The following is a 24,663-nucleotide window of genomic DNA, read 5'->3' as shown; positions in this document are numbered from 1 at the left end:
TACAAGGACTATTATACCATGACCTTTCTCACATTGAACAAGAAAAAAACAGACCACATCGTGGTCTGCCGCAGTTATTCGCTCAGCTTAAAATTCAGATTATCCATCTTTTTATGAGGTTGCATTGACCGGTTTGATCTCTTCAACCGCTTCTTCCATTCCTGTATTTGCATTAATGTATATCCGGTAACGAGAACCGTTAATTTTCCCTCCGAATTCATAACACAATACTTCTTTGCTGTAATCATTCTCAATCAAGGATTTGCGAACATAATTTTCTTCGAACTCCGAGTTCAGCTTTTTCCGCGCCTGTTGCTCCGTAAGAGTTGCTTTCGGAATTTTGCGCTTGTCATTATGTTCGTAGACAAAGTCACTCGCCTGAAAGCCGGTTACTTCGCCTGTATCCAAACCTACACGAACTGACATTTTCTCTGGATAGATCAAAGTGTCTCCTTGCTTACGCACATAAGTAAGGTTACCCAGATTACCATATTCATCGTAGTTTACAGCCTTCATATCCTTATAGCCTTTGTTCATTAGAAATTGATCCGCTTTAGCCATGGCATTCTGACGAGACACTTTTTTGGTTCCGATTGGACGCGTATCACTGTAAGAGATCAGCATTCCGCCATTACGGGTGAAATCCATCATCAGTTTGCCATTGTTGGCATGATCAATCGTGGCGGTGTAGGACTCCCAGTCTGTTCCTTTGCCGTTCTCCTGCACTTGGATTTTGCTACTATCCGCATTAGAAAATTTTGCAGCCTTGCTCTGAATCTGTTCTTTGGTCACCGGTAAGCCGCCCAGTTTCTTGACTGATCGTTTTGCATAGATATTGGATACGGAAGGACCCCAATCAAGCTCCGGGTATTCCTGCACCTTTTTGTTCACCGTACGAAAACCATCAACGATCGTGTTGTCCATGGTTTGCTCTTGCGTTGCCATGGCAGTCTCTGCATCCATCCAGCGCAATCGGTCCGTCAGGACTTTCTGCTGCACATCCTGCAGATTCTTGGTAATCTCGGATGAATTCTGATACAGCTTTTTCAGGTTGCCCATTTCCTTCTCACTTAGCGGTTCGTTTGTCAAGTCACGCATCGACGCCCGATAGGCAAAGTTGGAAATACGCGAGAGAAACTCCTCTGTCTCGTTAAATGGCAGCATGGTAAGTGGCAGTTGGTTGATCTCATTCTGCGCTTCACTGGTGAGTCGCCATACATTCATCAGACCTTTGCGATGCATCCCCTGTGATGTAGAGTGAACCGCCAAGGTGTTACCAATCTCCGAATGCAATTTGTCCATATGAAAAGATAAATCGTGAAAGGCACGCTGATATTGATTCTCTGCCTTGATCAGAATTGCATTCTTCTCCTGATTCTCCTGATAGCCCCACACGAGCGCACCGACCAGCAGAACCGCAAATATCGGAAACATAACTGAACTTAATCGTTTATACATCGGTAGAGTCTCCTTTCTTCTAAACCACTACCTCTATTGTGGATCGAAGAAAGATCTCTTATGCATGCGATTTCCAGTCCTTACACAAGCAGGTTGCTAAAGTACCGTTTGGGTCCTTATTTTAATTCAGCTGAATCCCAGTTGCCATGCCCTCTTCTTCAATTTCGAACTGGTCTCTGTTATCACAGAGGCACTGCTTGAATCCCGTCTCAATCCGGCCCCGCTCTTTCTTGCCTCGTAATGTAAATCGTTCACCGCATTGTTTGCATCTGATTTTAATTTTAATTCTCATCACAACGATCTCCGTTTCTGTTGGTCATTCCCCGGGAGTTTATCCGTAAAAATAAAAACACACCGGAGCCATAGGCGCAATATGCGCTTTATGTCCACCAGTGTGTCCGTATTTTTATAATTTAACCTCTTCCTCCCGCTTCACAAAACGAAAAGGAGAACGGTTATTAGCTCGTGTGATTTTACCCATTGCCCCATACCACAGGCCCGCCATTAGCGGCGCTATAAACCACAACCAATGATTCACCATGGTGTTCATGATGACATCGTACAATGCATGCCAGAAAAAAGGTAACACCAGAGAAAGAACCAGATACCACCGCTTTTTCTTACCACCGATAAACTTGGCTTTACCCATATAATAACCCATGATTACCGCAAACATAGCGTGCCCTGAAACAGGGAGCAGTGCCCGAAGGAACATGGCTGAGACGGATGCATTCCCCGCAAAGGCATACAACACATTCTCAACAGTGGCAAATCCAAGTGAAACAGCGACTGCATATAAGATCCCGTCATACGGCTCATCAAATTCGGTGTGATTATAGATGATATGATAAAGTACGAACCATTTAACGAATTCCTCCACACCACCTGAGATCAGAATGGCCTCAAGATAAGGATTATCCCCGAGCCACATCATCATGCCACGCTGAATAATCATCACAGGCAGTACCATCAGAATCCCCATGAGGAAAACCCGCAATACCATATGAAGTGGCTCATAATCATAACGGTCTTTCAGGTAAAAGTATGTTAACAAGGCGAGACCCGGAGCAACTGCTGCCGCTAAGACCGAAAACAAAAGCACCGAAATTCCCTCCTCTGACTAAAGACGCGATTACAACTAGAGATTAATCCTGGCGTTTGAAGTGGGTGCAGATAACATCAATCGCTTGTGCAGGAATAACAACCTTACCATACTCTTCCATAACTGCTGGAGTAACTGAGGAGCCTTCGCCAAATTCAGCAAGCAAAGCAATCAATGCCGCATGTTTGGTGGAATCTACCTCATCTGGCTCCAAATGCAAGAACCACTTGTCTTTATAAGAATAAAGTCTCCCAGCATCCGTAACATGCTGACGCAACATATGTGCAGCTTCAATGAGCACTTCAAAGTCCTTGAATGCATAAACGATGGAATCGCTTTGCTCGAGTGTAACTTCCATTTCATATACTTCTTCAGGAAGATCATCTTCATGACCTGAACCATATTGTTGCGGATCATATTTTCCACGTGTGACAATGACAACCATCCCTTGAGCGGGAAGTGCGAATACTTCGACAGCGAGTGGACCTGTGGCATCAAATCCAAGTTCGGAATAGGCCTGATCCATCATTTCAGTGAACAGTTCATGAACCTTAGGTATTTCCTGCCACATATCTTCTTTTTGTATTCCGCGCTCGCTCAGATCGTCAAAGGTCAGGAAAATCCGTATCTTATCGTGACTTAGTCGTTCTATTTTCATACAGGATCTCCCCTTTATAAGCAAGTCTTATAACAGATTATGAAGCACAAAACAATATGTGCTGAAAATAAATCTATGTAGTTATGTTATCATTTTATACCTCTAAATGCACGAAGTAAAATCGACAAAAAAAGAATCATTCCACAGCCAATCTAGACTGTGGATGATTCTAATTGGTGGTTTTGGTTTATAAACCCGGTACTGTTGTGTTTGTTTGACTTAAAATTTGCTCAACTTCATGCTTTACATCCGGATTGGTGCGAATAAAATCTTTGAGCATGCTCATATTCGCTTCTTTTTCCTGCGGTGTGATTGCTCTTGCGGTCTTTGCTGCCGGATTTTTGTGGGATTCACCATGTTGATTTTGCTTACTTGTGAACCCGTCCATACCCGGGAAAGTCATTTCCATCATCTTATGTTTTGCCTGATCCATCATATTTCTTGATGAACCCGATGACATCATGGGCAATTTGCCTTTGGACAGCCATGAACTGGCTGCAACACCAATGACAATGCCCCAAAAAAAGGATGACGTCTTCATTACACCAACCTCCTTCAAGTGTTAAAATCATATTTAGTGTTTGCGGTAGTGAGCGATCTCATTCCGTATAAATACAGGAAAGCGAGTTGAAATCATGTTCAGACATACCGCCGCATTGATAATTGCTGCAAGTTTACTGCTGTCAGCTTGTGGGACAGCGGAAGAAAAAACATCTGAAAATTCCGCACCAGCGGGCGAATCGACTACCACGAGTCAAGAAGAGCAAGGTAACTCTAACCCAACTGAAACAGCAGAACCCGGAACTGATGTGCCCGAGCCTTCAACGGAAGATTCAACTGCGACAGAAGAAGAACCTGAATCTTCGGAGAAGGTTTCTACAGAAGAGAAAGTGGAAAAGACGTATCATATGAATGAAAATTATTATATTAAACCAAACGATGAAGCGAGCCCAAACAAAGTGGTCTTGTTAACTTTTGATGATGGACCCAAAGAAGAAAAAATGATTACTTCACTGATCGACACTTTAGATAAACATAACGCTAAAGCGATATTTTTCGTCAATGGATATCGGGTAAAAAGCCATCCGGAATTGCTCAAACTCATACATGAACGGGGTCAGATTGTAGGCAATCATGCCTGGGATCATGAGGATCTCAAAAAAATGTCCAACGCTGAGGCGGCAAAACAGGTTACAGATGTCCAAAAAATAGTGAAGGATACCATTGGTGAGGAACCGCAATTCTTCCGTCCACCTTTTGGGTCGGGAAATGATGCACTGAAGGCTGCTGTGAAGAAAAATGGCATGTTATATATGACTTGGTCTAATGGTTCGCTCGATTGGGATAAAAGTACCAAAGACAAACCGGAAAAAGTCATTCAAAATGTACTGGACCAGTTAAATCCCGGAAGCAATATTTTGATGCACGAGTTGCCATGGACGGTTGAAGCATTGGATGAGTTGCTGACCAAGCTCGAAAAGAAAGGTTATTCCTTTGTTGATCCGCGTGCAATTGAATTGGAAGCTCGTTAAATTGAAATTTTGCGCATTAAAATAAAACAGCCTTGATCCAATGGATCAAGGCTGTTTCTCTGTGAGTGCTTTTTCCGCGGGCACTCTTAACGTGATGATATGCATCTCCGCAGGACAACCTAGTCGGAGAGGAAGATGATTTGTACCGTATCCTCTGCTAACAAGCATTTTGCCTTCTTGGTGAATGTCCTCCGGACTTCGCTTCAGGGAGTACCAACCATTCGATACGGGACGATACACTTTGCTCAGGAACACAGGTCCGAAAAATGGTAAAACCAATTGTCCTCCATGTGTATGACCGCTTAAAATAAGATCTGCATTTTCCTCCAAGCGAAGGGCCTGCAAAGGATCATGAACGATAGCAATTTTGCAAAAACGGTTACCGATCTGTTGTAGTAATACATCGCCCTGTTTGGAACGATAGTCTATGCCGATCAGGCTCAATCTGTCGTTGCCTCTTTGCAGATATTCCACATTATCCTGCAGGAGCTTAACGTCCGATTCCCGAAGGATTCGCGCAAGTTGAGCGGTACCAGCCCTCTTGTCATGGTTGCCATACACCGTAAATGAAGGAGCAATGTTCGATAAAATTTTCATGTTATGTCTAACTAAAGACCATGAGATTCCTTTTTCCGCAACATCCCCGCCGATGAGAACCCAGTCCACCTTGTTTTTAACGTTTTCCAGATCCTTCTGCTTCAGCTTGCGCTTGTGCGTGTCGGATACATACAAAATCTTAGCCCCGTCAAAGGATGTTGGCAGATGAGGCACTTCAACCTCTTCTTCAATCATTTGATGAATATGGGCTTCACGCCACATATGAAAAAGAAGTAAAACTCCCATCAAAATGATTAAACCTGCGATTAAAAGCATTACCACGGTAAGGGAAGGAACGTATTCAGAGCGGGTGCCCCTTCAACCCCCCACCAAACCAGACTAATCGTTAACATGACAAAAATAAAAATGAGTGAATTGACAAACCTCTTGCTCAATTTTAACCGACGTGAAGGATGTAATTCTGTCCGTGTAGGAAGCGAACCCGCTTCGGGGATCGACTCTTCCGTTGATGTTGGCGTTTTTTTGGAGCGTGATGGTGCCCTTTGAGGAAGTACTGGACTTTCCAGCTTTTCTGTATAAGGCTTGCGCTGTGATCTAGGTAAAGAAACAGAAGTAATTGGTGTGATTCCGCCAACCTCAGCAGCTGCTGCCGTTTCAACAACGATGCTTACTTGAGAAGCCACCTGACGCTCGGATTTCTCTTTTTTATCCGATTGACGATGGCGCTGACTGCCATATGTCTTCATTCTACTTAATGGCTGATTCATGATCCCCTCCGAAAACGTATCGCTAATCCGGACACCAAATCAATAATAAAGTGACATAATATAGGCGCCCATAATGTGCCGGATTGCAAGTAAATCCAACCCAATCCATAACTTGAGACAAACACCCAGCCTGTTGGAATCCAGTGGCGCAAATAACGAATATGGATAACTGCAAATAAAATACTTGTCCAGTAAGGACCGATGGCATGTTGGATGGCTCCACGGAATAATAATTCCTCACACACAGCAACAATGGCTGCTATACATACAATGTGCCAGATCGGACGCCCACGGAACAACATCTCGTTAATTCCACCGTCATCCATACTTTCCTGAGGTATAACATACGACAGTACCAAGTCCATAACAAGCATAATGCCTGCAAGACCAAGACCCCACCATATAAATTGGTAATTGTCAGGCCATGCGAGTACATCTAACAAGTTTCGTTTCTGCAATAAGATCCACACAACTCCGATAATCAGTGTCAGACCTTGTGTAAAGTATAGATTGATTAAAAGCAAACGCTCGGTAAGCTGCTGTGGCTCAGCCTTTTGAATCTTGAACTTGGGAAACTTGAATTTTTTCATCGGATGCGTCTGTCCTCTTGAGTTAAATTTGATGGATAACAATTACGTTGTCCAATCGGATAGTATACTAAATGATAGCCAAAAAACCAATTAGGTTCAAGACCTGCCCCAAGTCCTGGTTATACGTCCGTGCCATTACTTCATTAAAGCAGTAAAATCCAGTTCACCAAACAGCTTACTTTCCATCTTCTTGTGGTAGGTATATTAACTACTGTATTACTTATGGTGACTCTGTTTATGTGTGAATCTAAAGACATCTGCAAAACAATTTAAAACATTTAAGCCTATTGACATGCTCATGTTAGCCATGATACATTATGAAAAAATTAGTCACGTTAAACACGATGATGGAAAAAAGACGTTGCTTCGTCTTACAGAGAGCCGATGGTAGGTGTGAATCGGTGGCAGGCAAATGGTCTTGAGCGCTCCTGAGTTATTGCATTGAAATTGGAGTAGGTGCAATCGGTTTAGACCCGTTATCCTCTTCGGTCTTCATTGACCGCTAAGACTGTCGTTGCGAAACGGCGGTGAATTAGGGTGGTACCACGACAACTCTCGTCCCTTATTGCGCAAGCAGTATGTGGATTGAGAGTTTTTTGATTTATTTAAAGGATATCTGTGGGATCACTCTATTTGCTCCACCTCCCCCCTCTGTTGCGACACCGCGTTGTTGGGCGGAAGAATCAATCTGGTTTTAAGGAATACCTCTTCGCTGAGGTCAAACCTTGACGATATAGATACACATACCTAAGGAGGAAGAAACCATGTACAAAGTGTTAGTGTCGGACCCAATCAGTGATCTGGGGATCCAGCAACTGGTGGATGCAAATGATGTTGTTGTTGAGAAGAAAACCGGTCTTAGTGAAGATGAACTTGTTGCCATTATTGGTGATTATGATGCCCTCTTGGTTCGTAGCCAGACTCGTGTTACAGATCGTATTATGACGGCTGGTACCAACCTTAAGGTGATCGGACGTGCAGGTGTTGGTGTAGATAACATTGATCTGGAAGCTGCTACTCAGCGCGGTATCATCGTTATTAATGCACCTGATGGCAATACCATCACAACTTGTGAGCACACATTTGCCATGATGATGGCATTGGCACGACACATTCCTCAGGCATATGCCAAGACTATTCAAGGTACGTGGGATCGTAAAACCTTCCTGGGTGTGGAATTAAGAAATAAAACGCTCGGTGTACTGGGTATGGGACGGATCGGTAGTGAAGTTGCCAAGCGCGCCAAAGCATTCGGAATGGACATTCTTGCTTACGACCCGTTCCTCACGGAGGAGCGTGCCGAGAAGCTGCAAGTGAAGCTGGCTAGTGTAGATGATATTATTCGCAATGCGGACTTCATGACCGTTCACACGCCATTAACACCGGAAACACGGCATATGATTTCACGTCCACAATTCGAAGTGATGAAAAAAGGCATGCGTATCATCAACTGTGCTCGTGGTGGTGTAGTTGACGAGATGGCACTTGTCGAAGCCATTGATCAAGGTATTGTTGCTGGTGCAGCATTTGACGTATTCGAAAGCGAGCCGCCAGCCGCTGATCACCCGTTCCTGAATCACCCAAGCATTATCGTTACGCCTCACCTTGGTGCGTCCACAGTAGAAGCACAAGAGAACGTGGCTATCGATGTGTCGGAACAGGTACTTCACATTTTGCGTAACGAACCGTTTAAAAACGCAGTTAACATGCCGGCTGTTGCACCAACCGTTATGAACAAATTGCAGCCGTATTTCAAACTGGGTGAAACGTTGGGTAGTTTTGCAGCACAGATTACACAAAATGCAGTGCAGGAGATTCGGATCGACTATGCTGGTGAACTTTCTGAAGTAGATACTTCTCCTCTCACTCGTTACATTGTGAAAGGGATTCTCGCCAGACATTTGGGTGGGGAAGCCAACATCGTTAACTCCATGCATCTGGCCAAAATCCGTGATCTGAATGTGGTTGTAAGCCAAACCTCAGCAACTAAAGGATTCACTAACCTGATTACCGTAACATTGGTTACAACTCAGGATGCTGAGGAACGCCGTGTAGCAGGTACATTGCTTGCAGGTTATGGAGAGCGTATCGTTCGTCTGGACAAATTCCCGGTAGATATCGCACCGGAAAGTCATCAAATTTTGATCTCCCACAACGATAAACCAGGTATTATCGGACGTGTAGGAACCCTGCTTGGACAAAACGATGTCAACATCGCATCCATGCAGGTTGGACGTAAAATTATTGGTGGTGCAGCGATCATGATTCTGACCGTAGATAAAGCTGTTCCAAAAGATGTGCTTGTGCAGCTTGCTGCGCTGCCTGAAATCAATACTGCTGTTGAAATCGTGCTGGAATAGTTCCTTATCATTCAGTAAGATCAAAGAGACGAGCCCCAAAGGGTCCGTCTCTTTTTTTTCGTGATTAGCTTAAGCGAATAATGTTGAGTGTCGCACCTGGCGGCGATAGAACAGCTGTGGCTATTAGACCGAATAATTGAAGCTGAATGGTCGAACCCGCTGTGGCAGTGATAATAAAGTCGGTTGACAACTGGCTTAGAGAGAGCACTGGTGAGATTACACTCGCCGGTACTACAGCCCCATTAAGCAATATCCGTGATTGTACGGCGAGTGCTGCTGTCAAATTAATTTTGTAACTGATATAGTATCTGCCTGCTGTAGCAAGAGTGAAGGTATCATTCGCTCCATTTACCGTAATTCCGGTTCCAATATTCTGATTCGCAGGAAGAGCAACGACCGTTCCGCCCAAAATAACAAGAATGGTGCCATTCGTATTTTCTGCGTAGGATGAAGCCGTTGTGACAGAAGTTCCTGTGGCTCCGGTTTCCCCAGTGACACCAGTTGTCCCGGTACTTCCCGTTACGCCCACTCCCGTGGCTCCGGTTATACCTGTGGCCCCTGTAACCCCCGTCGTTCCCGTTCCACCTGTTGCCCCGGTTGATCCCGTGCTTCCGGTTACGCCAACCCCGGTGGCTCCTGTAACTCCAGTCGCACCGGTCAAACCTGCGAGACCCGTCGCTCCCGTTTCCCCAGTGGCACCTGTTAATCCCGTACTTCCGGTCACGCCAACTCCGGTCGCTCCTGTAACTCCAGTCACACCGGTCAAACCTGCGAGACCCGTCGCTCCCGTTTCACCGGTGGCACCTGTTAATCCCGTACTTCCGGTCACGCCAACTCCGGTCGCTCCTGTAACTCCAGTCACACCGGTCAAACCTGCGAGACCCGTCGCTCCCGTTTCACCAGTGGCACCTGTTAAACCCGTATTTCCAGTTACACCGACTCCGGTGGCTCCTGTAACTCCAGTCGCACCGGTCAAACCTGCGAGACCCGTCGCTCCCGTTTCCCCAGTTGCACCTGTTAATCCCGTACTTCCGGTCACGCCAACTCCGGTCGCTCCTGTAACTCCAGTCACACCGGTCAAACCTGTGAGACCCGTCGCTCCCGTTTCCCCAGTGGCACCTGTTCCACCTGTTAATCCCGTACTTCCGGTTACGCCAACTCCGGTGGCTCCTGTAACTCCAGTCACACCGGTCAAACCTGCGAGACCCGTCGCTCCCGTTTCACCAGTGGCACCAGTTCCACCTGTTAATCCCGTACTTCCGGTTACGCCAACTCCGGTGGCTCCTGTAACTCCAGTCACACCGGTCAAACCTGTGAGACCCGTCGCTCCCGTTTCACCAGTTGCACCTGTTGATCCTGTACTTCCGGTTACGCCGACTCCGGTGGCTCCTGTAACTCCAGTCGCACCGGTCAAACCTACGAGACCCGTCGCTCCCGTTTCCCCAGTTGCACCTGTTGATCCTGTACTTCCGGTTACGCCGACTCCGGTGGCTCCCGTGACGCCCGTCGCTCCTGCTCCTGCGATTAACGTGTAATCTGGTGAGGTCCCCGGCGTTCCCGTTGGTGATGCGATATTTGCAATATACGTACTGCCGTTGAACATCACGACTTGACCCACTGGATACGTTGGGGCTACGGCTGGATCGAATGGTACTACTCCCGTGAGTCCTGCACCCGTGACACCCGTCGCTCCTGTGCTTCCTGTCACTCCAAGTCCAGTTGCTCCCGTTACACCTGTTGCGCCTGCACCTGCAATTAGCGTGTAATCTGGTGACGTGCCTGGTGTACCCGTTGGTGACGCTACATTGGCTATATACGTACTACCGTTAAACGTTACGACTTGACCCGCCGGGTACGTTGGGGCTATCGCTGGATCAAATGGTACGATACCACTTAAACCTACACCTGTCGCTCCTGTTACACCGGATGCCCCTGTAGCACCTGCCCCTGCAAGCAGTGTATAATCCGGCGAGGTGCCCGGTGTTCCTGTTGGTGATGCCACATTGGTTATATACGTACTTCCATTAAATGTTACAACCTGACCCGCCGGATACGTGGGGGCTACCGCTGGATCAAATGGCGCGACACCATTCAAACCGCTTCCTGTAGCTCCAGTAACTCCCGTTGCTCCTGCTACCGCAATCAGCGTGTAATCTGGTGAGGTGCCCGGTGCTCCCGTCGGCGATGCCACATTTGCAATGTACGTGCTGCCGTTGAAGGTAACAACTTGACCTACCTGATATGTGGGAGCTACGGCTGGATCGAATGGTACTACTCCCGTGAGTCCTGCACCCGTTACGCCCGTGGCTCCAGTATTACCCGTAACCCCGACACCGGTTGCACCTGTTGCTCCTACACCTGCAATTAATGTGTAGTCTGGTGAGGTGCCTGGTGTTCCCGTTGGTGAGGCCACATTCGCAATATACGTACTGCCACTAAACGTTACTACCTGACCCACTGGATACGTCGGGGCTAACGCTGGATCAAATGGTACAACTCCTGTTAAACCCGCACCAGTTACACCCGTTGTCCCTGTTACGCCAGGTGTTCCTGTCGCTCCTGTACTTCCCGTTAATCCAACTCCAGTTGCACCCGTAACTCCTGTTGCTCCTGCGCCCGCAAGCAACGTGTAATCTGGTGAAGTACCCGGCGTTCCCGTTGGTGAGACTACATTGGTTATATACGTACTGCCGTTGAACGTTACAACCTGGCCGGCTGGATACGTTGGGGCTACGGCTGGATCAAATGGCACAATACCACTTAAACCCAAGCCTGTCGCTCCCGTTGAACCCGATGCCCCTGTAACCCCCGTACTTCCCGTTACGCCGATTCCTGTGGCTCCCGTCACACCTGTCGCTCCTGCTCCAGCAAGCAACGTGTAATCTGGTGAAGTCCCCGGCGTTCCCGTTGGTGAGGCTACATCGGTTATATATGTGCTTCCATTAAACGTTACAATTTGACCCGCTGGATATGTTGGAGCCACCGCTGGATCGAATGGCAAAATGCCTGTTAAACCTGCCCCGGTTGCTCCCGTTACACCTGATGCACCCGTGGCTCCTGTGGGTCCTGCACCTGCAAGCAATGTATAGTCTGGCGAAGTCCCTGGAGTACCCGTAGGAGAAGCCACATTCGTTATATACGTACTTCCATTAAACGTTACGACCTGACCTGCTGGATACGTTGGAGCTACTGCAGGGTCAAACGGAACTGTACCATTAAGGCCGATGCCTGTAGCTCCAGTCGCACCGGTAACTCCTGATCCTGCTAACAATGTATAATCTGGAGAACCTCCTGGTGTACCCGTTGGTGATGCAACATTCGTAATGTAGGTACTGCCACCAAACGTGACGATCTGTCCAGCTGGATAGGTTGGTGCTAATGCCGGATCGAACAGTGCAATGCCATTTAACCCTACACCTGTGGCTCCAGTTGCCCCTGTTGTTCCTGCCCCCGTCGCTCCTGCTGCCGCAAGCAGTGTGTAATCCGGTGAGCTTCCTGGCACCCCTCCCGGACTTACAACATTCGTAATATAAGTACTGCCGTTATAAGTAACGACCTGACCCGCTAGGTATGTCGGGGACTGAGCTGGATCAAAAGATGTTATTCCGGTTAAGCCTACCCCGGTTGCTCCAGTTGCCCCTGCTGCTGCAATTAATGTGTAATCCGATGATGTACCGGGTGTTCCTAATGGACCAGCTACACTTGTAATATAGGTGCTCCCGTTATAAGTAACTACCTGACCTGCAGGATAACCCGGGGCGAGCGCTGGATCAAATGCTAAAGCACCCGTTAAACCAGCTCCGGTTGCCCCCGTTGCACCAGTCGTTCCACCCGACAATAAAAGAGTGTAGTCTGGAGAACTTCCGGGTGTACCCAGAGGACCGTTTACGTTGGCAACATAAAGACTACCCTCGTAGCTTACTACCTGACCTTGAGCATATGTCGGTCCAAGTGCAGGATCATATCCGGTAATATTGTTTAAACCTACACCTGGTGCCCCTGCCGGACCTGGTGCTCCCTGTGGGCCAACTGGTCCTACTGGACCTATTGGACCTATTGGGCCGATTGGTCCAATTCCTCCTGCCGGTCCCGTAGGGCCTTTCACCCCAGGAACTCCTGGAACACCTGGTACGCCAGGAACTCCTGGCACTCCCTGTGAGCCAGCCGGTCCGGTAATCCCTCCGTTTCCAAAAGTCGTCGTCGCCCGACTTAGGGATAACGATATCGAACGGATTAATCCCACAAGTTTATCTTTTTCAGCAGGCGGCAATTCCAGAAGTAACGTCACACTTAACAAATCATCTAGTAAATTTTGCAAGTTACCTGCGAGATTAATTAGAGGAACAGGAATAATCTCTGAGCCTGCAATCGTTAATTCCAATACAGCTTGTAATTCTGCTTTTACCCCGGCACGAAATCCCGATTGATTTACAAACGTAAGTAACTGGCGTAATCCATTCTGCAATGCCAGTATATTGGCTGAAGTTGGCTGACTGATTGCAGCTGGAATAGTCACAGCGAGGGAACGCAAAATGGATTCAAACTGCTCCAGTTCTCTTGTGGTTATGGGAATAAAGGGAGAGCCCGCTCTAAAAGATCTGCCTTCCAGAAAAGCTTTAATATTGACCCTTTTTCGATCATCGGACATGCTTAGCTCAATCCTCCTCTATCTTGCTTGCTTTTCAAGCTTATGTCACATAGGAAGGAAAATTATCTTGGACACTCCTTTTAGTCAAAATAAAAAGACGATTCATGTTCCACGTTGAACAAGATTAAACGGTACTCTTCAACAAAAAAACACCCTCCATAAGAGGGTGTTTCCGCACTTTTTGTATGAAATCAGGCTATTTCGATGAATCCAAAGGAAATTGCAAAATAAACTCGGTTCCTTCGCCAAGTACACTATTGACGGTAATCATGCCTTGATGCGCATCAACAATATTTTTTACAATCGCTAAACCAAGCCCCGTGCCTACACTTTCTCCACGAACACGAGCCTTGTCTGCTTTGTAGAATCGTTCGAAAATAAATGGCAAGTCGGATGAAGGGATACCTACACCCTGATCCTTCACAGAAACTCTGACAAATGGAGCACGAAGATAAGTGACACGCTCGGCTGAGATCATTACATTTTTGCCTGTAGGCGTATGTCTGAACGCATTATCCAGCAAATTCGTAAATACTTGCTCAAGTCGATCCTCATCTGCCTGTTGAAGTTCAATGGTTGGTTGTTCAAATTCAAAGTGCAGTTGAATTCCCTGTTCTTTTGAACGCACCGAGAACTTCCGATATACACGTTCAAGTAGTTCTCCAAGGTCAACTTCCTTCATCACCATGTCCGTATGTCCAGCTTCCATCCGCGCAAGGTCAAGCAAGTCTTTAACCAGTCTGCCCATCCGCAGTGACTCATCATGAATGACCTGGATCAGTTCTTCGCTCTCTTCCGGTGAGGTTGCCATGCCGTCCAGAAGGGCTTCACTGTAACCTTGCATCATGGATAGCGGAGTTCGTATCTCATGAGATACGTTAGCCACGAAATCACGCCGCATTTTCTCCAGACGCACTTCTTCTGTTACATCTCTCAAGACAGCCACAGCCCCTCTGACAACACTATCAGCATACAACGGTGCCATCTGAACAGACCAGACACCTTGCTGTACGTGGACATTGGAGTTCTGATCCCCACCTTGCTCCATCACCATTCTGAACAAAGGAAGAAGGGGCTCAGGTACATCACGTGAGGACTTGTCAGACTGTTCAGGATCTTTTCCTTCGTCCATTTTTGCCCAATCCAGATCATACCAAGCCTGCATGATCTTTTCTCCAGGCGGATTCGTCAGAATAACTTTGCCTTCACCATCAAATGTAACCACCGCATCGGTCATGCTTCGAAGCACACTCGCCAAATGTTCCTTCTCATGGTTAAGGTTTCGAATATTATCTTCCAGTTGGGCAGCCATATGATTAAATGTGTTGGCAAGTTCACCAATCTCATCACTCGTTACCAGGGAGAGACGTGTTCCGTAGTTCCCTTTGCGAATCGCATTGGCTGCCTGAATCAATTGCTGCATGGGCTGCGTTATCTTGGTGAATAGAAACAATGCAAAAAACGTGGTTAAACTGAATCCGATTATACAGATATAGGTGAACAACCGCTTAATATCTCTGGATTCGGATTCTGCAAAGTTTGTATCAATGTAGGGCAGCAAAAAAAGACCCAGCGCTATAAGTACACAACCCACAAGGCAGATAATAGTGATCCATAACTTCCCGACCAGTGATCTCCAGAAACTAAAACTACTTCGGTACTTCCAGTTTATAACCCACACCCCACACCGTCGTAATCATGGCCGCCGATTCAGGCGATACCTTGTTAAGTTTCTCGCGAAGACGCTTCACATGCGTATCCACGGTACGAAGATCGCCAAAGAATTCGTAATTCCATACATCCTTGAGCAATTCTTCTCTGGAGAAAACTTTGTCGGGAGATGTTGCCAGGTAGTGCAGTAATTCATATTCTTTTGGTGTAAGACTAATCTCTTCGCCACCAGCGGTTACCCGGTGGGCATCATGCTCAATAACCAGATGCGGGAACACGATGTTGTTACTCGAATTACTCTCCTTGGAGAGATAAGCAGTCGCGGAAGATCGACGCAAAATCGCTTTGACACGATAAATCACTTCACGCGGGCTGAATGGTTTTACAACATAATCATCAGCGCCAACTTCGAAGCCTTGAACCCGGTTGATCTCTTCACCTTTTGCAGTGAGCATCAAAACCGGCGTTGATTTCACCTGACGAAGACGGGTACACACTTCAACTCCATCCATACCCGGCAACATCACATCAAGCAAAATCAGCCCGTAGTCCCCTGCTGTTGCTTTACGCAGCGCAGTTTCCCCATCCTCAGCTTCATCGATTTCATAACCTTCTTTTTCAAGATACATTTTCAAAAGCCTGCGGATTCTCTCTTCGTCATCCACGACCAGTATTCGATTCTCATGTTCAGCCATGCCTCTCCAGCCCCTTTGCAATAACTCCTCATCACTTCTATTATGTTCGATCTGGCGAACAATATTTGAATACCCTTCAATAAAAAGGTATGTTTGTGTTCCCGCTTCTAAACTCAACCTTTGAGTTACGAGTCTGTCCTAGTCCGCTCCAGCGTAAGAATGTAATCCAGCAATGATCAAATTCACCCCAACTAGCGTAAACATGACGACCAGGAAGCCAAGAACTGCAAGCCATGCAGACTTCTGACCTTGCCAACCTCTGGATAAACGCAAATGCAGATACACACTATAATATAGCCATGTAATCAATGCCCACACCTCTTTGGGGTCCCAACCCCAAAAGCGACTCCAGGCAATCTGAGCCCAGATCATGGCAAATATTAATGCTCCCAGCGTAAATATCGGAAAACCAATCGCAATCGCGCGATAACTTATCTCATCCAGATCATCGGCATCGATTCCATCCATCATTGGTTGTAACGCTTGTCCAAGTGGTCTGCGCACAAGAAGTCGTACAATTCCATACAGGATCAGACCTACAATAAGTGACCAAACCACCGTATTCAGCTTGCGCCCGGCATTTACCCCGTTCATCCAGGAAGGCGTCTCAAGTAAAGGTTTTTCCATGCCAAGAAACGGTGTCATGCTCTCCACTTCGCTATTATATGGTGCAAAAATCGGAGGCATGCGATAAATCACTTTCTCTATTGTACTATTTTCCTGTACCTCTGTGTCAATGCTGACCGTTTTCTGTACAAAAACCGCCTCGTAACCAGCTGTACGAAAGGCAAATACCGTTCCGATGAATCCGATGACTACAACGATCGTAACCAGAGTGAATTCAACCCATCCTCGTTGACGTCTTGAAGACTTGTCTTTACCACTGAAATCAACAGTACGGAGCAAATACATGAACCCTGCGGCAAAACCCACGGCGAAGAATGCTTCACCAAGCGCAGCCAACGTCACGTGAATTTTCAGCCAAATGGACTGAAGCGCCGGGATTAATGGTTGTACCTCCTGAGGAAATACAGCGGCGTACGCCATAATAATAATGGTAAGTGGTAACGCAAACAAACCCAGTAATGACTTGCGGTATATGGCATATACAACAATAAATGCAACCATGATCATCATGGACAGAAAAGACATAAACTCATACATGTTACTAACTGGGATATGACCTGCCCCAGCCCATCGGGTTACAAAAAATACGATATGTGCCGCTAAAGCGACAGTCGAAGCGATAAAAGCTCTTTTACCCCAGCGATTCATATGGTCCAGAGGATCACGATTACTCCATTTTTTGCCCATGACTGCAACAGCATATAACAAGAATGCAGCACAATAGAGAAAGAAAGATACGATAAATGCGTCGCTGCTGAAATCCAATAATCTCATGCCTGATTCCCCCCGTTATCCAACGACTTCTCTTCCACTTCCAGATTCATCTGTTTCAAGACGGCCGCAACTTCACGCCTGAAGCCAAACCAGTTTTTGTTGGTATGTCCACCCAATGTGAGCTGTTTATCATCAAAACGAATCCAGATGCGGCGATGGTGCCAATAAAAACCCATGACGAGACCCAACATAACAATACCGGCTCCTACCCACACAAAAGGCATTGCCTTATCCACTCTTATATTGAGATAACTTACGGACTGAATAATATCGACCTTGTCCATGCTGTCTACTTCCAGCTGTAAAGGAATCTCAGCTCCAATCAGCTGTTGGTTAATCGCATCCTGTTGAAACCGTTGTTTATCAATCTGCTTTGCAAAGTACAGATATTGTATCCCCTCTTCGGGCAGATCCGGTCCCTTGATGAGAAATAGAAAAGCAGGTGCATTAGGTGAAGGCGATTTTGATTTGGGCTGACCATTCTCATCCAATCCAAAGTCCATAAACTTTTCTTTTACCGTGAGCTTATAAGGACCAGCTTCAAATGTTCTTTGGGTATCTACCATATCGATCTTAATTGGCCCATATACTTCACCCGTCTTTGTATTGACCAGATCAGGCGTTACGGAACGAATGGTGGGTGTTAGATCATAATCAAACTGATATGCTTTCAGACCGTTATAATTCAATGGATGATTCACGCGTACATCATGTCTGGCCACCTCAGCTAACTGAGGTTTCTTCGAGAGATCCGAACAATCTGCTGTACATTCATACAAAACAACTTTTGTTTCAAACAGTTTTGGAACGGTCTTATTCAGGTTACGGAATTGCTCTGGTACTTCTTCCTCACTGTAGAATTCAACATTAAACTGTTCATTTTGCAGATACATCGATGTATTCGGGATCTTTTTAATCTCACCTTCAGGAAAAGCGACATGTTCGTCCAGATTCAGACCTGGAAGCCCTCGTGCGAGCACCGCCAGCAAAAATATAATGAGTCCAATATGGATGACATATGGTCCCCATCGACTGAATCGCTGTTTCTCGGCGAGTAATGCATCCCCCTGGGTGTACACGCGGTATCCTTTCTTTTTCAACGGCGTAACCGCTTTCTTAATCCAGTCTTCTGGTGCCTCTTCGATGGTACCTTGGTACACCAGACGCTGTCTTGTCAAAAATTGCGTATGCTTACGTATTCTCTGTTTATTCAGTGCTTTGTAGAGCGGTAGGACGCGATCCAGACTGCATATCACCAATGATGCCCCAATCAGCACCAGCAGTAGAATAAACCACCAGGATTCGTATGTATGGGATAAACCCAACAGATAATAGATATGACCCAACTGACCATATGTTTCTTTGTAATACACGGAAGGATCAATATTCAAGAATGTACTTTCTTGCGGATAGATTGTACCAAGCATAGAACCTACAAGCGTAAAAACAATCATATAAACGGCAATTTTAACGGATGAAAAAAAGTTCCATATGCGGTCAATGATGTTGGGATTACTGCGCTGTGAACGGCGCGCCATGCCATCATAACGCATTTCCAACACTTCATCCGATTTAGCTTCAGACTCCAGCAGCGGTTTCCCACATGCTTCACATAGTACAGTGCCTACCGGATTCTGGTGTCCGCACTCACATTTGGTATTTTGGAACACGAATAGACCTCCTGTCAGGGCTGCTTCGCCAGTTGCGAAATTTGAGCGTCAAGTGTGTCCAAATCAAGTTGACCGATATGAATGGTAGAGATTTTGCCCGTGTCGGATACAAAGAATGTTGTTGGCATCGGGGAGATCCCAAAATCACGAACCGAGTTTTTGTCCCGGTCAAGCATGATTGGAAACGTAACGCCAACCTGCCGTACAAAATTATCCACGGTCATCTGGTCTTCTCCAACATTAATTCCGACAAATTGTACTCCCTGGTCCTTCCATTTGTCAGCTTGTGCCTGAAGTGCAGGCATTTCTTTAACACAAGGTTCACACCATGTGCCCCAGAAATTGATCACCATTGCTTTTCCTTTGTACTCATCAGACGTATGAACTTGACCATCCAGGCCCAGCAGTTCAAAAGAAGGAGACTTGTCCCCTTCCTTTGGCTTGCCATTCGAGCCGGATACCGATGTGGTAATCGCATATCCGCCCAACACCAGGATCAATAACAAAATGACGATTTGCACCGTTCTTCTTGATTTCCCCATGTGCTGCTCCCCTTTTAAGTGACTGTTGCATTCGCATTTTATTGGTCTAAGACAACTGTGAACATCCTATGAACAATTATAGCGAATTTCGTCACAAAACTGCGGCGGTTTTATGAAAATTATGTGTCCTCACATTACCTTTTTTTCATTTTTTTGGCTGGTTCTGATTGTGCGAGGGTAATCAGGTTGTTGACTTCTTCTTTGGTCAGATTGCGTGTCAGACCACGTTTCAGGTTTTGTAGCAAAATACCACCAAACGAAATCCGTTTCAGACGGGTTACCGGATGGTTGATTGCCTCGAACATGCGTCTAACCTGACGGTTACGTCCTTCATAGATCGTAATGGAAATGACCGACTCATTAGCGGCTGTATCCACATCTTTGTACTCTACCTCTGCAGGAGCAGTCATGCCGTCATCCAGCATAATGCCTGTCTTTAATTTCTCCAGAGCTGTACCATGCGGCACACCTTTAACCGTTGCATGATACGTTTTGGGTACGTGATGCTTCGGATGCGTCAGCAAATGTGCAAACTCACCATCATTGGTGAGGATCAATAAGCCCTCTGTGTCATAATCCAGACGACCCACAGGATATACGCGTTCCTTGACACCTTTCAGGTAGTCGGATACAATTTTCCGACCTTCCGGGTCAGATGCACTTGTAATTACACCTTTTGGCTTGTTCAACATCAAGTACACTTTTTTCTCACTGCGGATCGGTTTTCCATTAACCGTAATCATATCCTCTTCGGGGTTCGCTTTTGTACCCAGTTCGGTTACGACCTCCCCGTTAACTTCTACTTTGCCGGACAGGATTAGTTCCTCGCTCTTGCGGCGGGATGCAATGCCTGCCTGTGCGATAATTTTTTGTAATCTTTCCATGTTTGTCATGTCACCTCACACTAATGATACCCATCAAACAGGGAAATCACAAGGTTAATCCAAGGATTTTGTAAACTGGCGACACGAATATGCATTTTAGGCTACCTTCCCCTTTGAGATTGACGCAAAAAAAGCCTGCCTTTACACGACCTGTTGAACACAGATGGTGTAAAGATAAGCCTTTTCCTCAAATCATTTAATTGTAAACTTTGCCGGCAACTGCAACCTGTTTTTTGGCAGGTTTGGTACTCTCTTTAATGAAAGTCTGCAATGTCTTGGAAGTTATATAATAGGTACGTCCACCGTACACAAATGTCATCATACCAATGACCCGGTTGTTCTGATCCAGAACAGGGCCACCTGAATTACCTTGGGCCATGGATTTCACAATACTGCCGATTCCCTTTTTACCTGGAACGTCCGAAGCTTGGGAACTGAACACTCTGCTTTTGGCTATCGTATTGTAGGTTGAAGGAAAATCTTCATCCAGGATGACAAGATCACCAGCAGGATTTTTGGGGAATCCAATGGTATAGACAACCTGGTTATCCCTTGCGTTTGCAAATGTGACCGGTTGGGCGTCTATTTCCTTGTCCAACTTCAGCAGTGCCATGTCTGTGACCGGATCTGTCTTAATAATCTTTGCCTTTACAGGCTTACTAAGGGAACCCGGACTTGCAACAGTCAGTGTACCTTCATCACCATCAGACAGTTCAGCAAAACTCTGAACGACATGGTAATTCGTGAGCACTTCATCCTTCGAGATCAGTATCGAGGTACCAACATCATAATATACCATATCGGGTTCATCCTGCTTGACCAAACGTACATTCACGACTGGAAAAGAATCTGCCGTAACTGCCATTTGTGCACGCAGCTGTTTGTCGAAGTAACCTGTAAAATGTATTGTCTGAACGGATTGAGCCGCCGCCAGCCCCGTTGAACCCGCGAGCATTGCAATAGCAAGCACGCCTGACATTCCAACACGGAGCATTCGTTTCCAACTCTTCTGCATGTCTCACTCTCCTCCGCTATTATTCTAGCATATCTAATATATCGGAAGGAAAGGAGATATCTTTTAACCAAACACGAGCAAACAAATGGCGAGGGCAGCAATAAAACCAACGACATCGGAAAACAACCCTACTTTGAGTGCATATCGGCCATTCCTTATGCCTACAGCCCCAAAATAGACAGTCAGCACATATAATGTGGTATCTGTACTCCCCTGGATTGTAGATGCCATACGTCCAATCATGGAGTCAGGACCATGGGTTTTGATCAGATCGGTTGTAAACGCCAGGGAGCCTGTCCCAGTCAAAGGACGCAGTATTCCGAGCGGCAACACTTCGCCTGGAACACCCATCCAGGACACCAGCGGAGCGAACAGGCTAATCACAAAATCCAGTGCACCCGAGGCACGAAATACGCTGATTGCGACCATCATGCCCACGAGATGCGGAATAATACTGATTGCAGTAGAGAAACCATCCTTGGCCCCATCAACAAAGGATTCGTAAACCGGGACCTTTTTGGTAAACGCATATAATGGAACAAACGCGATAATAACCGGGATGGCCCAGACGGAGATCCAGTTGATGAAGGTTAACAAAGGTGCTCATCCTTTCATGCCGGGATTGCCACTTTTCGGTACGCGCGGCGGTTTGTGTAAAGCCCTGTTCCGATACCAGCGATCGGCGATTATAGCAGCAAGTGTAGCGATAATGGTAGCCATCAATGTTGTTCCCACAATCTCTGTTGCATTGGCGGAATGATAGTTTAAGCGGATGGCGATCAGCGTTGTCGGAATAATGGTAATACTAGCCGTATTCAGAGCCAGTAAGGTGCACATCGCAGGAGAAGCGGTTTGTTTGTCCGGATTAAGCTCCTGCAGTTGTTGCATGGCTTTAATTCCCATCGGAGTAGCCGCATTTCCTAGCCCCAGCAGATTCGCACTCATATTGGAGAGAATATAACCCATCGCCGGATGATTTTTGGGCACATCGGGGAATAGGAAGCCCACAACCGGACCGAGCAGCTTGGCAATCCGGGCCAGGAGGCCAGCATCCTCAGCCATTTTCATCATACCCATCCAGAACACAAGCACACTAATCAGTCCAAAACAGACCGTGACTCCCGTTGCCGCCCCATCAAAAGCGGCTTGCGTGACAATTTCGATATTGCCGTTGACGGCTGCAAAAGCAAAACCGATTAAAATCATGAGCAGCCAAATTAGATTAATCATGGATTATATCCTCCCTTCAATGACGATTTAGCTAAGGAGACAACAGGTGGCTTAACACGGCACGCCATGCAGCTGCCCAGGAAGTAGCGTCTCCGATCCCACCCAGCGTTGCCTCGGCTGTCTTCGGTTCCGGAGGAATAAAACTACCTTTGCGATACACCGGAATCGAGCCAACAAGTTTACCGTCAAGTTGCATATCGATGCGTCCTGCCAATCCAAACGTAGGGTCTGTTGATGGTTTATTACCTTCCGTTTCCGATTGGGCGCGATTTGCGTGCAGAATCAACTTTTTGGTCAATGAACCTTGTTCACTCTTAGCCAGTGGGTACCAGAATCCCCGGCCCGTAACGACATCTGTATTTTGCACAGGCTGTTCTTGCTTGGCGACCTCTACTAACGGGAAGTACTCAAACCCGAAATCTAGCATCCGAGCATGATCATTCCAATCGTTTCCGTCGTTCAGCGTTACCGCGGCGAGCTGCTGTCCATTGCGTGTAGCCGAGCTGACCAAACATCTGAAAGCTTTCTTGGTGTAACCGGTTTTCACTCCATCTGCACCTTCGTACATCCGCAGCATTTTATTTTTGTTGTGCCAGGAGTATTCCCAGCTTTCATTGGGATTCGGTGCGGATTTGTCTTCCGTGGCTACGATGCGTTTGAACACCGGATTGTGCAACGCATATGCCGTTAATCTGGCCAAGTCATTGGCTGTGGAATAATGACCTTCTGCATCCAGTCCATGAGGGTTCATAAAGTGGGAATGTGTCAGACCGATTTGCTCTGCCTTTTTGTTCATTAACAGAACAAAACCTTCTTCCGAACCACCTACATGTTCCGCTATTGCAGAGGCCGCGTCATTGCCTGAACGGAGCATTAGCCCGTACAACATGTTCTCGAGTGTCATCTCTTCACCTAACTTCAGATAGAGAGACGATCCTTCTTTGGCAAATGCCGTGGGAGACACTTTCACTTTCTCATCCAGCTTGCTGTGTTCGATCGCTACGATCGCCGTCATGATTTTGGTCAAACTGGCAATCCGCAGTTCCTTATCCCCATCTTTGCTGTATAAGATCCGGCCTGATGTGACATCAATGAGAGCGGCACTTTGCGCATGTGTAGACGGACCTTGAATTGTTGCTTGGGCTTGAGTAACCCCTAATGAAGACAGCAAAAAGACAGGGATAAGCATGCATGCAAGAACTTTCGTTATTTTTCGCATCAATTCATTCCTCCGGGTCACTTGGAATCTTGTACTATCTTATGTTCGGACAACTTGGAGTATGTCCCATAGGGCAAAAACAGCAAAAATCCCTCACGCTTGGATGCGGGAGGGATCATGACGAAATGATTCAGCTATACGTTGATGGATCTGGTGTAACCGGTACACCTGTAGTATTCGTTGGTGTTGTATTCCGTTGGAACATGCCTTGAATTCGGTCCAGAACATAAGGGGTGGAGTCAATGAGTTTCTCAAACAGATGTGTGGAGTTATCAAGTGGTACAATGTGTACCCCCTGTTTACCTACCACCAGGAACGCAATAGGACGTATGGATACACCGCCGCCACTACCGCCACCAAACGGAGAAGCAACTTTAGCTGAACTCGCATGTTCTGCAGAGGTACCCGTAGCACCACTTTTGCCACTACTTTCTCCATTAACGTGAAAATCACTACCACCGGCAGCAAATCCGAATCCCACCTTACTGATTGGCAGAATCACGGTACCATCTGGTGTCTCAACTGCATCGCCAACAATTGTATTGACATCCACCATGGCCTTGATATTTTCCATTGCGGTTTCCATTAAGCCTTGAATTGGATGATCTGACATTTAAATTCCCTCCAGTTTCAATGTAAGCTAGGTTTGATCTAACCATATCA

22 protein-coding genes and 1 other annotated feature are annotated in these 24,663 nt (G+C 46.5%); of the genes, 2 read left to right on the top strand and 20 right to left on the bottom strand.

Features of this window, described 5'->3' with window-relative positions; genetic code table 11:
• Window positions 1-111 precede the first annotated feature (111 nt).
• The 5 genes from ypeB to BLS69_RS04420 all read right to left on the bottom strand — a co-directional run bounded on the left by ypeB (window position 112) and on the right by BLS69_RS04420 (window position 3,759).
• Complete coding sequence (ypeB, locus tag BLS69_RS04435) at window positions 112-1,458, bottom strand: germination protein YpeB (RefSeq protein ID WP_076209902.1); 1,347 nt, start codon at window positions 1,456-1,458, stop codon at window positions 112-114.
• Between the two features lie 121 nt (window positions 1,459-1,579).
• On the bottom strand, window positions 1,580-1,750 hold the full coding sequence (locus tag BLS69_RS32060; protein ID WP_165980215.1) for a hypothetical protein: 171 nt from the start codon (window positions 1,748-1,750) through the stop codon (window positions 1,580-1,582).
• Between the two features lie 114 nt (window positions 1,751-1,864).
• Complete coding sequence (gene prsW / locus BLS69_RS04430; RefSeq protein WP_062835211.1) at window positions 1,865-2,560, bottom strand: glutamic-type intramembrane protease PrsW; 696 nt, start codon at window positions 2,558-2,560, stop codon at window positions 1,865-1,867.
• Window positions 2,561-2,603: 43 nt separating this feature from the next.
• Window positions 2,604-3,218 (bottom strand): genetic competence negative regulator, encoded by a 615-nt coding sequence (locus BLS69_RS04425; RefSeq protein ID WP_076209900.1) that lies wholly within the window; start codon window positions 3,216-3,218, stop codon window positions 2,604-2,606.
• A 187-nt stretch (window positions 3,219-3,405) separates the two neighbouring features.
• Window positions 3,406-3,759, bottom strand: a complete 354-nt coding sequence (locus BLS69_RS04420; protein ID WP_047843572.1) for a hypothetical protein — start codon at window positions 3,757-3,759, stop codon at window positions 3,406-3,408.
• 94 nt (window positions 3,760-3,853) lie between these two features.
• Here BLS69_RS04420 and BLS69_RS04415 point away from each other — a divergent pair, with 94 nt between their 5' ends.
• Window positions 3,854-4,750: a polysaccharide deacetylase family protein gene (locus tag BLS69_RS04415; protein ID WP_091028909.1), complete on the top strand. Its 897-nt coding sequence runs from the start codon at window positions 3,854-3,856 to the stop codon at window positions 4,748-4,750.
• A 45-nt stretch (window positions 4,751-4,795) separates the two neighbouring features.
• On the opposite strand, the gene BLS69_RS04410 is transcribed toward BLS69_RS04415, so the two are convergent.
• Genes BLS69_RS04410 through BLS69_RS04400 form a run of 3 tightly spaced genes read right to left on the bottom strand, consistent with a single transcriptional unit; the run spans window position 4,796 to window position 6,665 of the window.
• Window positions 4,796-5,593, bottom strand: coding sequence for a metallophosphoesterase (locus BLS69_RS04410; protein ID WP_176872574.1), 798 nt, complete (start codon window positions 5,591-5,593; stop codon window positions 4,796-4,798).
• Window positions 5,594-5,622: 29 nt separating this feature from the next.
• Complete coding sequence (locus BLS69_RS04405; protein WP_091028905.1) at window positions 5,623-6,075, bottom strand: hypothetical protein; 453 nt, start codon at window positions 6,073-6,075, stop codon at window positions 5,623-5,625.
• Window positions 6,072-6,665 (bottom strand): CPBP family intramembrane glutamic endopeptidase, encoded by a 594-nt coding sequence (locus tag BLS69_RS04400; RefSeq protein WP_036607728.1) that lies wholly within the window; start codon window positions 6,663-6,665, stop codon window positions 6,072-6,074. The genes BLS69_RS04405 and BLS69_RS04400 overlap by 4 nt, the downstream gene beginning before the upstream one ends.
• 335 nt (window positions 6,666-7,000) lie before the next feature.
• Window positions 7,001-7,231 (top strand) — a binding site (T-box leader).
• Window positions 7,232-7,429: 198 nt separating this feature from the next.
• Between BLS69_RS04400 and serA the strand changes: the two genes are divergently transcribed.
• The gene (gene serA, locus BLS69_RS04395; protein WP_076209897.1) at window positions 7,430-9,025 is read left to right on the top strand and encodes a phosphoglycerate dehydrogenase; all 1,596 of its coding nucleotides are present in this window, start codon (window positions 7,430-7,432) and stop codon (window positions 9,023-9,025) included.
• A 64-nt stretch (window positions 9,026-9,089) separates the two neighbouring features.
• Here serA and BLS69_RS32845 read toward each other — a convergent pair whose 3' ends face one another.
• The 12 genes from BLS69_RS32845 to ytfJ form a co-directional block, all read right to left on the bottom strand.
• Entirely contained in the window at window positions 9,090-13,673 is a 4,584-nt protein-coding gene (locus BLS69_RS32845; RefSeq protein WP_091028904.1) for a BclA C-terminal domain-containing protein, read from the bottom strand.
• 196 nt (window positions 13,674-13,869) lie between these two features.
• Window positions 13,870-15,267 carry an ATP-binding protein gene (locus BLS69_RS04385; protein WP_240768053.1) on the bottom strand — a complete coding sequence of 466 codons (1,398 nt, stop codon included), beginning with the start codon at window positions 15,265-15,267 and terminating at the stop codon, window positions 13,870-13,872.
• A gap of 55 nt (window positions 15,268-15,322) precedes the next feature.
• Window positions 15,323-16,039, bottom strand: coding sequence for a response regulator transcription factor (locus tag BLS69_RS04380; RefSeq protein ID WP_017687664.1), 717 nt, complete (start codon window positions 16,037-16,039; stop codon window positions 15,323-15,325).
• A gap of 138 nt (window positions 16,040-16,177) precedes the next feature.
• Window positions 16,178-17,440: a cytochrome c biogenesis protein CcsA gene (gene ccsA / locus BLS69_RS04375; protein WP_091028901.1), complete on the bottom strand. Its 1,263-nt coding sequence runs from the start codon at window positions 17,438-17,440 to the stop codon at window positions 16,178-16,180.
• Complete coding sequence (locus BLS69_RS04370; protein ID WP_091028899.1) at window positions 17,437-19,110, bottom strand: cytochrome c biogenesis protein ResB; 1,674 nt, start codon at window positions 19,108-19,110, stop codon at window positions 17,437-17,439. The genes ccsA and BLS69_RS04370 overlap by 4 nt, the downstream gene beginning before the upstream one ends.
• A gap of 14 nt (window positions 19,111-19,124) precedes the next feature.
• Entirely contained in the window at window positions 19,125-19,652 is a 528-nt protein-coding gene (locus BLS69_RS04365) for a redoxin family protein (RefSeq protein WP_036607739.1), read from the bottom strand.
• A gap of 134 nt (window positions 19,653-19,786) precedes the next feature.
• Window positions 19,787-20,536, bottom strand: coding sequence for a pseudouridine synthase (locus tag BLS69_RS04360; protein WP_062835222.1), 750 nt, complete (start codon window positions 20,534-20,536; stop codon window positions 19,787-19,789).
• Window positions 20,537-20,732: 196 nt separating this feature from the next.
• Window positions 20,733-21,551, bottom strand: coding sequence for a S1 family peptidase (locus BLS69_RS04355; protein WP_091028897.1), 819 nt, complete (start codon window positions 21,549-21,551; stop codon window positions 20,733-20,735).
• Between the two features lie 63 nt (window positions 21,552-21,614).
• The gene (locus tag BLS69_RS04350; protein ID WP_017687658.1) at window positions 21,615-22,148 is read right to left on the bottom strand and encodes a spore maturation protein; all 534 of its coding nucleotides are present in this window, start codon (window positions 22,146-22,148) and stop codon (window positions 21,615-21,617) included.
• A 6-nt stretch (window positions 22,149-22,154) separates the two neighbouring features.
• Window positions 22,155-22,781, bottom strand: coding sequence for a nucleoside recognition domain-containing protein (locus BLS69_RS04345; protein WP_091028895.1), 627 nt, complete (start codon window positions 22,779-22,781; stop codon window positions 22,155-22,157).
• A gap of 31 nt (window positions 22,782-22,812) precedes the next feature.
• Complete coding sequence (locus BLS69_RS04340) at window positions 22,813-24,000, bottom strand: D-alanyl-D-alanine carboxypeptidase family protein (RefSeq protein ID WP_091028892.1); 1,188 nt, start codon at window positions 23,998-24,000, stop codon at window positions 22,813-22,815.
• Between the two features lie 130 nt (window positions 24,001-24,130).
• On the bottom strand, window positions 24,131-24,613 hold the full coding sequence (gene ytfJ / locus BLS69_RS04335; RefSeq protein WP_036607830.1) for a GerW family sporulation protein: 483 nt from the start codon (window positions 24,611-24,613) through the stop codon (window positions 24,131-24,133).
• Window positions 24,614-24,663: the final 50 nt, after the last annotated feature.

Source organism: Paenibacillus sp. CF095 (assembly GCF_900101225.1).
In the GTDB taxonomy this organism is placed as follows: Bacteria; Bacillota; Bacilli; order Paenibacillales; family Paenibacillaceae; genus Paenibacillus.
This window is presented reverse-complemented; position numbering and strand designations above follow the sequence as displayed.